6 protein-coding genes are annotated in these 11,298 nt (G+C 44.5%); 3 read left to right on the plus strand and 3 right to left on the minus strand.

Annotated features, from left to right (window positions below):
• Window positions 1-203: 203 nt before the first annotated feature.
• The 3 genes from MHO32_RS24570 to MHO32_RS24580 form a co-directional block, all read right to left on the minus strand.
• The gene (locus MHO32_RS24570; RefSeq protein WP_017818677.1) at window positions 204-671 is read right to left on the minus strand and encodes an OsmC family protein; all 468 of its coding nucleotides are present in this window, start codon (window positions 669-671) and stop codon (window positions 204-206) included.
• A 120-nt stretch (window positions 672-791) separates the two neighbouring features.
• Complete coding sequence (locus MHO32_RS24575; RefSeq protein WP_050903345.1) at window positions 792-3,152, minus strand: ATP-binding protein; 2,361 nt, start codon at window positions 3,150-3,152, stop codon at window positions 792-794.
• Window positions 3,145-4,122 carry a cytochrome-c peroxidase gene (locus MHO32_RS24580; RefSeq protein ID WP_074051370.1) on the minus strand — a complete coding sequence of 326 codons (978 nt, stop codon included), beginning with the start codon at window positions 4,120-4,122 and terminating at the stop codon, window positions 3,145-3,147. The genes MHO32_RS24575 and MHO32_RS24580 overlap by 8 nt, the downstream gene beginning before the upstream one ends.
• A gap of 259 nt (window positions 4,123-4,381) precedes the next feature.
• Between MHO32_RS24580 and MHO32_RS24585 the strand changes: the two genes are divergently transcribed.
• The 3 genes from MHO32_RS24585 to MHO32_RS24595 are packed head-to-tail and all read left to right on the plus strand — an operon-like array spanning window position 4,382 to window position 10,853.
• The gene (locus MHO32_RS24585; RefSeq protein ID WP_239214716.1) at window positions 4,382-7,984 is read left to right on the plus strand and encodes an ATP-binding protein; all 3,603 of its coding nucleotides are present in this window, start codon (window positions 4,382-4,384) and stop codon (window positions 7,982-7,984) included.
• A complete protein-coding gene (locus tag MHO32_RS24590; protein WP_239214719.1) occupies window positions 7,985-9,127 on the plus strand; it encodes an EAL domain-containing response regulator in 1,143 nt (380 codons plus the stop codon).
• 58 nt (window positions 9,128-9,185) lie between these two features.
• Window positions 9,186-10,853 (plus strand): response regulator, encoded by a 1,668-nt coding sequence (locus MHO32_RS24595; RefSeq protein ID WP_239214722.1) that lies wholly within the window; start codon window positions 9,186-9,188, stop codon window positions 10,851-10,853.
• The last annotated feature ends 445 nt before the right edge of the window (window positions 10,854-11,298 follow it).

The following is an 11,298-nucleotide window of genomic DNA, read 5'->3' on the forward strand; positions in this document are numbered from 1 at the left end:
TTTGGGAGCGTGTCATTGACCCGATTGCTGCGTCAAACAACTTGGAAAGAGCTGGCTATTACACTGCGTTGTTTTCCTTGCTCTCGAATCAATGACAACACTCTGAATCCTGCATCTTGAAGTCACTTGGGTATAACTTAGGTAACACAACAAGCAAGATTATGAAAGCTTCACCTCACTAACGCTTTTAATGGCTCATTCTCCTAATCCAATAACTCTGTCACGACGTCGGTCTTTACAGAGTTAGCGATAAAGCAGTTTTCATGTGCCATATGATGCATTTTTTCTAACTGTTCACGTGTCGGCTGTTTGTCTCCTGAAAAGACAATGTTTGGTCTAAGTGTCACTTTTGAAACCCACTCTTTACCATTTTCTCCCGTTGTAAGTTCGCCCACCACTTCATCTACGTAGGAGTCGATCACATAACGGCGTTTAGCAGCAATAGAGAGAAAGACCAGCATATGACAGCTTGAAAGTGCCGCAATAAACGCTTCTTCTGGGTCCACATTCTCAGCTACAGATAAAGGCAATGGAACAACATGAGGAGATGGCGAAGCAGGAACACAAAGCCCACCATCAAACTGCCAAACGTGCGCTCGGCTGTATTGATTATCACTGAAAATTTCGTCGGTTTGACGTTGCCATTTAATCACTGCGGTATGTTGACTCATTGCAATTCCCTGCCCTGTCGTTGCGCACTCCAAAAGGAGATGATTTCAAAAGAGAGCTAAGTAAACCACAACCTAGGGCTTACTCCCACTCACAAGGCAGAAAATGCGGGTATAGAGCGATCAAATCACTTGGTTTGAATCTGTTTGTTGCTTTCGGCAACGATCAATCAAACGCTGCCCTTGATGAATATTAACTTGCAGTCGGTTGATCAACTTTTGCAATTGTTCAATATCAGGAATCTGCTTGTTCTTAACTTGAGTTTCGATTTCTAGCGCCTGATTCGCCAGTGTGTCTAACCCAAGATTCAACGCCATCCCTTTGGTGGTGTGCAAGGTGCTGTAAAGTGACGATAAGTCTTCTGCCATGAAATACTCAATCAACTCATCAACCGATTTTTCGAAATCATTCACTATGCTTTCAAGCAGATCTAACAGTGCATCAGGCTCCTCTTTGAGCATTTCTACCGTCTCAGAATGAGTCAGCTCTTCTTCTGTCAGTCTCAGCCTCTCAATTGGTTCACGATGTAACTCAACCACGTTTTCAGCTTGATCCGATACGTCATTTTGCACAGGTAAACGAGAGGCAAACTGCTTGAGCGCATCAGCAAAGCTCTCTCGCTGCAATGGTTTGGTCAGTACATGGTCAGCACCCGCGTCGATAAAGTTATCGTGCGCTTCTCTAAACACATCGGCGGTGTAAGCAAACAATAAGGTCTTCACACCAAGCTTCTCTCGGATAAATCGCGTCGCCTCAACCCCATTCATCTCCGGCATGTGATTGTCCATCAGTATCAAGTCATATTGGTTCTCTTGTGCTTTCTTAGTCGCAATCAAACCATTCTCAGCAATCTCGACCGTATGCCCTAACTTTTCACAGAAGCCTTTCGCTACAATCGCATTCACACGGTTGTCTTCGGCAAGGAGAATGTGCAGATTGCGTTTATTTTCCTGCTGTTGCTCGGCTTTGGTGTTTGGCATTGCCGGCTGTTCTTTCTCTACCCAAGGGATAGGAAGATCCACTAAGAACTGAGTCCCAATGCTCTCAACACTCTTGAGCTTAATCTCTCCACTCATCAATTCAGTGAGCTTTTTGACAATCGCGAGACCAAGCCCTGTACCTCCAAACTTACGCGTGGTAGAGGTATCAGCCTGTTCGAACGAGTTAAAAATGCGACCTTGTTTATCTTCCGGAATACCAATACCAGTGTCGTTCACCGAGAGGAGAAGACGTTTTCTTTGTTCATCAAGCTCAGCGCGGATCAATACATGCCCATCACCCGTAAACTTCACGGCATTGCCTGCGAGATTGAACAAGATCTGTCGAATACGCGCGCAGTCACCGTTAAACTCGATGTTTTCTGGCACTTCGTTCTCGACGTAAAGCTGAATGTTTTTCTCTTCGATTAAAGGCTGAATCGCACTACAAACTGGGGTTAGTACTTGAGGTAAATTGAATGGTGCGGCTTCTAGTTCCAACTTGTTCTCTTCAACTTTAGAAAAGTCCAAAATGTCATTGAGAATCGTCATGAGGTGCTGACCAGAGTCCAAGATCACTTTTACATGCTCTTTGGTTGTCTTTTCTTGAGTTTCGCTGGCGATGATTTGCGAAATGCCCAATACACCATTCATTGGCGTTCTTAACTCATGGCTCATGGTTGCTAAGAATTGTGACTTGGCTTTTGCCGCACGTTCCGCCTTTTCTGTCGCTTCAGTTAATTCGTCATTGAGATGTTTGAGCTTATTCACACGATGTTGAGTTTGCAGCACAAATACGGTTACCAATAAGATGATGGACAAAAGAACAAACACCCATGTGAGTCGAGCTTCACGCTGTGCGATCTCAAGTAACTGATGTTCAGAATACTCAACAAACTCAAAATAATGGCTTTCTAAAATCTTGTTAGTAAGCAACTCTATCTTTCGCTCACTTTGGCGCAGTCGATTCAAGAACAATGAGATGTTTTGACTTTGAGGATTATCGCCTTGTAATGCGGCATTGGTTAGAAAGTTAAAATAGTGCTTCTCTAACCAAGAGTCATCATTTTGCGCCGCAAACTGACGTTGATAAATATTGTGTAGAGTGAGTGACTCGTACTGGTTTGCAACTTGAACACCAATTAACATGTCCAGGGTTTGCGTCGCATCGCGAACCTTACCATCAAATTGAGCTACGATATTTTTTACACGATTTTTCGTAGGCGTAAATTCAAACCAAATTGACTGTTTGAAAACCGTACATAGATTCTCGGCGGCAAGTTCAAGCTCAACCAAACTTTCGGTAATTTCGTACGTTTTTCTCTCTTCCATTGAATAGCGATTGACGACTCTGTCTCGGGCTTCTATCAAATGGTGACCAATTTCAGAAAGCGATGCGTGCAACCCTTGAGTATTTTTTGAATTCACATGGCTCATGCACGCTAACACCGCCATTACGGCAATAACGACGAATAAGGCGGCATTCACTAAACGGAATTTATTCATTTTCAAACACCTCCAAAATTGCAGGTCGTGGGGCGCTCAAGGTCTTAAGGAAGGCTTCGATATCTGCCACGTTATCGTCGCTCATCGTTACACCCAATTGAGTCTGCGACATGATTTGTATGGCATCCGATAACTTATCAATTTGCCCATTGTGAAAGTAAGGGCTGGTTTGTCCTACATTCCGTAAGCTTGCCACTCGAAAGTAGAACTTGTCTTCTCCATCAGAGGTTCTTAAATGCCGTCCTGTGTCGAGGTTGTCATCAGGTACTTGAAAATAACCAAACCGTTGAATCATCGCTCCGCCAATATTTCGTCCTTGATGACATTGAACACAACCCACTTGCTGAAAAGTCTCCCAGCCTCGTATTGCCTGTTCATTCATGGCATCCGTCTCACCAAGCAAATAAGCATCAAATGGAGAACTTGGCGTCTGGAGCCCTTTAACAAACTCCACAATTGCACGCTTAATGTTGTTCACATCAATACTTCGGTTATCCGCTTGCTTAAAAAGCGCCTGATATGACGGGTTGGTCTGAACATATTTTTCTATCTCTTCCCAATTAGAGTCCATCTCCAATGGGTTTTGAACTGGACCATCGATCTGAGCCATCAGCGAGTTTGCTGTACCATCCCATAGAAATCGATAATTTAAGGCGGCATTAAAAACGGAGATTGAATTGCGAGTGCCAACGCCATGCACCCCAGTAGAAACAGGCGTCAATTCTGCACCATTCGTCGAGAGATCATGGCAAGTCTCACAACTGATCGTGCCATTAGATGAAAGCTTTGGGTCTCGGAACAAGTGCCAACCAACTCGAGCTAGATCCATGTCGATCGTAGGTTTGCCATCAATTGGTTGCACCAACTGAAAATTCACTTCGTCATCATGCGTAGTACCAGCAATAGCGAAAGCGCAAAAACCTATCATCAAACATCCACATAACCCTTTTGTGGTAAGCCTTTTGTTCATAGTTCTGGGTATCCTTACCTAACCTCTTAATATGAACTTAGTTGCTTTTAACTTTTTTTCCATTACTGCCCGTATGGATATTGAGCACCCTCCCATAACTTATTGATTAATCGTGCGCAAGTTTGCACAAATCCCCCTCTTTAATATCAAGCGGAACTTGTCGACAGGACAAACATCCTTGATTGGCGGAAAGTGGCGAAAAGCTATACGATTCCGCCCCCTTTTTTGGATTCCGTCCTTGGCTGGAAATTTGAACCTAGTGAAACTTTTCGCTTTCATCACCGCATTACTGACTACTCTTTCATTCAACGCCTTTGCTCAAGACTTTCTGAGCTTTGAAGAGAGGGAATTTCTAAACAACAAAGAATCACTAAAAGTCGGTGTTCTCGAAGGTGACTGGCTACCCTATTGGGGAGACCTAGCATCAAAAGAAGGCATCAACATCGAATACGCGGAATCTATGTTGCACGACTTGCATGTTGGTGCTGAGTACGTGCCATATAAAAGCCTCAACACTTTATTTGATGGCTTGGAAAACGGCGAAATCGACTTAACCGTCGGCTTTGTTGCAACTCAAAAACGTGCGCAACGCTTTCTGTATTCTCAACCTATTTTCAATACGCTAAGACTGATATGGCTTCGAGATGACAGCCTTGCAAACAAACCTCTTGATGAGCTGAAATGGGTTTGTGTTAAAGATTCCAGTGCGTGCGACCAAGTTCACGCTCTGGGGTTCAAACACGTTCATGCGGTTAAGAACAACTTAATGATGACAGCATCACTCAACAGTGGCGCTGCTGATGCTGCTGTCGTGGGTCTCTCTACACTGAGTTCTTACGGCTTTAAAAATCCGAATGGCGAACTTGTTGGTAAGGTGGTTTACAACCGATCTCTTAAACCGGGAGAGGTCACGGTGTTTACTGGCAAGAACTCACCAAAGCTGATGAGCATCATCGACAAGTACATTAAGCACTCGAAAGAGTCTAAACATAGTCGTTTACACATTGAAGCCAACATCAACATTCTTCACAACGAGTTGATGTTGGATATTTTGAAGCAGCAACAAGGGCACAAAACAGTTCGTTATACGATTCAAGATAACGTATACCCATTGTCTTACCTCGACCGAGAAACAGGTGAGCTAAAAGGCTATGTCCATGACTTATTAAAGCTTATGGAACAAAAGAGCATGATCAAATTCGAATACGTGCCAACGAATGGACGTGATGTGGATTTGATGCTTCAAGAAAAAATGGTCGATTTGCTGCCTGCAAGAAACATCAACCTAACAGATAAAAAGCGCTTTATTACCACTCGCACACTTGGGTTCCTTCAATATGGTTTTATTGAGTCACTCAACGAACGAGCGAAGAAATCCGTCGCGATTCTGGATCGTTCAGGGAACTTCTACCCTCATTTTCTCGAGCATCCAGAATATGAGTTTGCTGCGGTCTATAGAGAGTTTGACTGTTTGATGAAAGCGTTTGAAGACGGCGACATTTCTCACGCATTCGTCAACCAAAGCCTGATTGACAATCATTACTACGGTGGTCAAGGGGTGAAGTTTAAGCCAGCGACACCACCCAACGATATGCAGTTGAAAATCAAATTGGGCATGGAGTTAAGAAAAGACTCAGAGTTTCTGCGCCGAGTACTAAACACGGTACTTAAGATCACAACCGACGCTGAACTAAAACAGTTAATGGACCGCCACAATAAAGTAACGGTTCAATACGGTGTCGACAAAGAAACCGTCGTCATTTGGGCGTTGGGTGGCGTCTGCCTTTTGTTGGTTGCAGTACTGATTTACATCGTTAGAACCGGACATCTGACTCGTACCATCAAACGCAAAGAATACGAAACTCAGATTCGCCAAAAGCAAAACAAGTGGTTGTCGTCCGTACTGGATCAACTGCCCAATAAAATTCTGATATCGGATGACAATAACAAGCAGATTCTGGCAAACAAGCCGTTTATTAACATGCTTTCGCGCTGCAATGTCGATAAGAGCATTCCAGATGATGAACGAGAGCAAGTGCTCAAGTTGACCCGAGAGTGCGTAAACACAGATTCAGAAAGCTCAGAAACGTCTTTATGCTCTTTGGGAGACAAACACTACCGCGTTCGTAAGCAGACCCTACTCCACCCGGAAGAAGGGGCTCAATATTGCATGACGGTATTTGATGACATCAGTGAACTTAAACAGAAAGAAACCGCACTGAAAGCATCCAACCTAAAGGCAATGCAAGCGATCGAGGCTCGCGAGCATTTTCTAGCCGTGGTTAGTCACGAACTCCGCACTCCAATCGCTGCAATGTTGGGCTTAATGGAGTTGTTAGAACAAGATTTAGAACGTTCAGAAAGCAAAGAGCTGCTGAAAAGCGCAATGCAATCTGCAGAGCGATTACAGCTGCACGTCAATGACATTCTAGATTTTTCGAAGATTGATGCGAACCAGCTTCAGTTGGATGTTCATGCAGGCAATGTTTATCAAGAGCTTGGTTCAACACTAAGAAGCTTTGAGAAAGCCATAGAGCAAAAATCGTTAGCGTTTGAGTTGAACTGGACTCCGACGCCGCATGCGTTGGTGGTTCTTGATTGGTTGCGAGTCAACCAGATCATCAATAACTTATTGAGCAATGCCGTTAAGTTCACCGAACACGGTAAAGTCATTGTGAGCGTCCATGTCAGCAAAAATCAGCTTGAATTTAGTGTACAAGACACCGGGTGCGGCATGAGCACGGCGCAATTGGCTGCTCTTTTCCAACCTTTTGTCCAAGGGGATAAAAGTATCAGTCGCCGCTTTGGGGGAACTGGGCTTGGTATGTCTATCGTCAAAAGCTTGGTCGACATCATGGAGGGCAGCATTAAGGTTGAAAGCCAAAAAGAGCAAGGCACAACCATCAAGGTGCAACTTCCGATGACCAGTCAACCGCTTGATTTGACTGCTTTGGTTCCGGTTTATACTGAAAGCAAACAAGTCCAGCGTTGGCTGAATACATGGCAAGTCACGCTAGATGAATTTGGGAGCAAGCATCATGTTGTCGAGGTAGATCCGCATTACTCTAATGTGTATCCCGATTTGATTTTGCAGAAATTGAACCGTAATACGACCACGCAAAGCCCTTTGGAACTAACAGAAGCGTATCATTGGGATGGTCGCGTATTGGTCGTCGATGATGATGCTATCAATCGACTGCTATTTAAGCGTCAGTTTGAAAAACTGGGGGTTAATTGCCAGCTTGCAGCCAGTGGCATCGAAGCCATTGAGGTGTTAGAACAAGCGCAAAGCGACAATACGATCACCTCTTTTAGTTTGGTGATTACTGACTGCCACATGCCTGATATGGACGGCTACCAACTGACTAAAGTACTCAAAGCAGATAGTAAGTTTGCCTCTATTCCCGTTGTAGCGTGTACCGCAGAAAACTCACGTAATGTGATTGAAAAAGCGGAACACAATGGCATGGAAGCAGTACTGTTTAAGCCATATAACTTGGGCGATCTACAAGCCTTATGCGAGCAATACTTATCGAGAGCGTTTAACAGTGAGCGTCAAGAAGGCTGGCTTGAAGACTACAGCTACGAAGAAAAGCTCGAAATGGCACAGGTGATTTGTGAGGCTTTGAGCAACGATATTGCGTTGATTCAGTCTGGAGAAGAAAGCCTCAAGTCCATCGCGCACCGCATCAAAGGATCAGCCGCCGCCCTCAACTTAGTCCAGCTTGGATATGTGGCAATGCAATGTGAGTCTTCAGTAGGCAGTGAGCAAGAAACTCAGGCTCGCACCGCGCTTATTAACGAATTAGAAACCATAGTCAGTACCACACAACAGTGGCTGGAAATGAGTGAGAGCAATTAATTGAATATTTTGATTGTTGAAGACGATCGATTACAAGCAACTAATCTTAAGATTTTGCTCAATCGTCTGTTTGAGGGCACGATTACTATCGTCCATCGAGGTGCTGAAGTCGCGACCATTTGCGAGACTCAGCCTGTCGATCTGATGTTCTGCGATATTGATTTGCCAGACATTAACGGGGTGAACCTGCTGTCCAACCTGGCAGAAAGCGCTCGCCCTAAAGGTGTCGTGATTTTAAGTGCAATGAGCCAAGATGTAGTCGAAATCACCTACAACATGTGTTTGTCTGCGGGTTATGGCTTTGTTCGAGCGTTAACTAAGCCGATCTCTCATCAGCAGTTGAATCAGATCTTTAATGAGTTCAAACAATACACATTGGAAGAACAAGTGGTGTCCTTGCCCATTTTGATAGGTAGGGATGAAATTAGCACTGCTTTTGAGCAAGGTTGGTTTCTCAACTATTACCAACCTCAATACTCCGCGAAAGATAACCGCCTGATCGGCGTCGAAGCATTGGTGCGTTGTCGACATCCACAACACGGCATTATTGCACCCGCACAGTTTATTACTGAGATTCAGGCTCGTAACGAGTTAGATAAGCTGTTCTGGATTGTATTAGAGAACGCGCTGCAAGACATGTCTCAACTGAAGGTAAATATCAATTTATCGGTAAACATGAATCAAAAAACACTCAAGCAACCTATGAGTGCTCGCTTGTTTGCGTTGTGCGATCAATACCAAATCGCACCTGAACGCATCACGCTTGAACTCACCGAGGACGAAGTATACGACTGCAGCGTCACGTCCTTGGCGAATCTCGCTAACTTACGTTTAACAGGCGTTGACTTAGCGATTGACGATTTTGGTACGGGTTACTCATCACTCAGCCAACTGGCAACACTGCCATACACCGAGTTGAAAATTGACCGCCAGTTCATCAAAGATGCGTTGACGAACTCCAAAAGCCAGCAGATCACCATATCGAGCCTACATCTAGCTAAGTCTTTGGGGCTTAAGTCAGTGGCAGAGGGTGTGGAAGACACTGAAACGTTAAGTTATTTGCGCGAACTTGGTGTGGAACTGTACCAAGGATTTGTTCGCTGTCGCCCTATTCCCTTTGAGCAGTTGGAAGCTTTGATCTAATTCTAGCCAGTGGCTGTTCATTCGCGGTCACATGGTTCATATGATGAGTCTCTTTGAAATGAATACCAAATCTTTCTCACAGTACAATGTGTTAATCGTCGACGATGCACCTATCGTGGTACTGACATTACGTAACATGCTGACCAAGCTTGGCTTTTCTGACAAACGCATCTTCACCGCTCGCTTAGCCAAGGGGGCGGTTTCCATTGCTCACCAAGAGCGTATCGATCTAATCATTTGTGACTATAACTTCGGTCGAGGTATGAATGGCAAGCAGCTGTTTGAAGAACTAAAACATCTCAAATTACTCAACCATGACACGGTGTTTATTCTAGTGACCGGTGAAAGCTCTGCGACCATCGTACGCGCTATTATCGAGCTAAAACCAGACGAGTACTTACTCAAGCCTTTTAATTCCATTACGTTGCGAGAACGCATCTCAGCAGCGGTGAAACGCAAGAACGTGTTGCAGGTTATCTATCAAGCAGAACTCAACAACGACTCTCACGCCGGTTTAGAAGCATGTGAAGAGCTGATGCCTTTTCATCCCGAGTATTTTTTCATCATTGAGAAGTTCCGCGCTGATTTCTTAACGCGCCTAAAGTTGCATCACGAAGCCAAAATCGTCTACGAACAAGTTATCGAGCGCAAAGACGTTAACTGGGCAAAAATCGGCTTGGCGAACACATTGGTTTCTCTGGGGGAAAACGACGAAGCACAACGCCTAGTGCGTACTCTGCTAGAAGAGTCTCCGAACAACGTAGAAGTACGTGAATGTGCCGCGAACTTCAATATGCTGAACCGCGAAGTGCCACGAGCTATCAAACACTTGGAGCTAGCAAACAGCTTGGTTGAAGGAAATTCAGAACGTGAACTGGTGATTGTAAACTTATGCCTTGCAGAGCACGATTACCACTCAGCATTGCAGCACTATCATGCGTACATGGATATCAACAAAGATACCTATCGCAACAACACCTTCTCTAAGCTAAATTTGATCCGCAATTTGCTTTACTGCGTGCGAAAATTAGAAGGTCGTGAGGATTTGCTGGCTCAGGCGAAAAACTTGTTTAAGTCGATCACAAGCGGACCTGAAAACAAAGCAATTAAGGACGAATTGGATTTAATTGCCGCGCACATTGCGATTGAGGAAAACCAGTACGTTGCAGCGTTTAAAGTGCTCAGTGATTTGTATCGCCGTAAGCCTTTCGCTCACTTTTATGCACAATTTCACCTCGCTTGGTTATTGCATGAGATGAACTTCGAATCTGAGTTTTCTCAAGCCATCACTTGGTGTTTTGAAAACCTACAAACCGACTCAAGCGATACCATTCTATCGAGTAAAATTGCTCTCGGTCGCTCTTTAGAAACCGACAACGCGGAGCGCCAAGCTTGGATGCAAGAACAGTACAAGAAGATTCGTGCAGCTGAGCAAGATTACCAAGCTTTGATCGATGCCTTAATTGAGCTTCAAGCACGTTGCCCGTTGCTGAGAACGGTGTGTATTAACATCATCAAAGTGCTAACGCGTGCTTTCCCGAGCAACAAATCTTCATTGGAAGTCGAACTGCTAATTAAGCGCTGCGATAACATTGTGAAGCAATTGGTTTCTAGTGAAGAGCTTGAGAAAAGCGGCTACGACAAGTTTCTTTTTCTGGCTCAAGATCGATGTCAACAGATGTCTGTGGTGAACACCCCACCTACGCAACCAGAACTGGCAAACTAGGTAGCAAAAAGGGGCACGATTGCCCCTTTCATTTCAGATTACAGGTTGAAGAAACGATTAATCCAAGTCACCTCACCAAACGCAATCAAATCGTAGATAGTGAAGAACACTGCACAGATAACGGCAAGCTTCACCAATCGAATCGCAATTAACATCATAACTTCCCACTTATCTTCTTGTCTGAGTGTCGTTGATTCCTCGCAGTTTACTGGTTTTCTTACGAACCACAACGCATGAAAACCCAGATTACGTGAGAAAGTGTGTATCACAGCTTAAGCCTCACCCTTGTACATTTGCTTATACATTTGGAGACGACGGATAAATCCATTCTGTTGTCCACGCGTATCTATACCCAAGTAACCTCGAGATGCTAGGTTCAGCGAGACTGACTTGGTTTGTAGACGCGGCGGCGATTTAAAGGTTTAGTGGGTCTAAATCAAGAATC

It is taken from the genome of Vibrio sp. MMH1-50, assembly GCF_022347645.1.
Taxonomy (GTDB): domain Bacteria; phylum Pseudomonadota; class Gammaproteobacteria; order Enterobacterales; family Vibrionaceae; genus Vibrio; species Vibrio harveyi.

What these genes read in the sequence shown, in the direction of transcription:
- MHO32_RS24570 (WP_017818677.1), bottom strand. Translation starts at nt 671, where the DNA reads ATGAGTCAACATACCGCAGTGATTAAATGGCAACGTCAAACCGACGAA.
- MHO32_RS24575 (WP_050903345.1), bottom strand. Translation starts at nt 3,152, where the DNA reads ATGAATAAATTCCGTTTAGTGAATGCCGCCTTATTCGTCGTTATTGCC.
- MHO32_RS24580 (WP_074051370.1), bottom strand. Translation starts at nt 4,122, where the DNA reads ATGAACAAAAGGCTTACCACAAAAGGGTTATGTGGATGTTTGATGATA.
- MHO32_RS24595 (WP_239214722.1), top strand. Translation starts at nt 9,186, where the DNA reads ATGAATACCAAATCTTTCTCACAGTACAATGTGTTAATCGTCGACGAT.